This is a genomic window from Kitasatospora sp. MY 5-36 (assembly GCF_001182915.1).
Taxonomy (GTDB): Bacteria; Actinomycetota; Actinomycetes; order Streptomycetales; family Streptomycetaceae; genus Kitasatospora.
On sequence record NZ_LFVW01001341.1, the window covers coordinates 1 to 836 of the forward strand.

Annotated in this window: 1 protein-coding gene; it reads right to left on the reverse strand. The window is 79.5% G+C overall.

The features are described 5' to 3' along the window. The coding region (locus tag AE652_RS42335; RefSeq protein ID WP_049661554.1) for a toxin glutamine deamidase domain-containing protein at positions 1 to 836 on the reverse strand (836 nt) is incomplete at both ends.

An 836-nucleotide genomic window follows, 5' to 3' on the forward strand; every position in this document is an offset into this window, starting at 1 on the left:
GAGGGGGAGGGGGCGGCCTTCGGGGGTGAGGGCGATGGCCCAGAGGCCGTGGGTGGCGGGGTGGAGGGGGGTGGGGGCCTGGCGGGCGAGCTGGTGGTCGAGGTAGGTGACGGCGTCCTGGTGGTTGACGGCGTTCCAGGCGTGCGGGCGGCCGTAGGCGTCGAGGGTGAGGAGCACCGCCTGGGAGCCGTGGCCGGCGCGGCGGAGGTCGTCGGCGAGGCGGTCGAAGGCCGGGGCGCCGTCGCCCAGGTCCCGGAAGGGGGCGCCGAGTTCGCGTTCGGCGCGGTCGCGGCCCCCCCGTTCGCCGGCGTCGCCCTCGGTGGGGATGCGCGGGGCCGCGCAGGTGGGGCGGCCGGTGTAGCACTCGACCGCCGAGAGGGCGATCTCCAGGCTGTTGTTGGCCCGGCCCGGTTCGCGGTGGCCGCCGTCGTTGACGGCCTCCGCCCAGCCGCCGGCGGCCGGGTCGGGGTGGCGGACGGGCAGGCCGTCCGCGTCCCGGGGGGCGCGGCGTTCGAGTTCGGCCTGGTGCTCCGGGTCGACCGGTGCGAGCCCGCCCGGCAGGCCGTACGGACGGCTGTCGGCGATGCTGCGCGGCCGGAACGCCGGATCCTCCGGCTGGGCTCCGCCCCGGGCGCGCAGGGCGAGTTGGAGGGCCATCGCGTGGGCGGTCGCGACCGGGACCGCGCCCCAGGCGAGGGTCGGGTCGGCGGGGACCGCCGCGTTCTCCCGCCGTCGGGCCTCCACCGGGTGCGCCTCGGGGCGGCCGATCACCGGGGTGGTCCCGACGACCGGGGGTGCGGCCGGGGAAGGCGGCGCGGTGTGGACCGGCGGCGGTC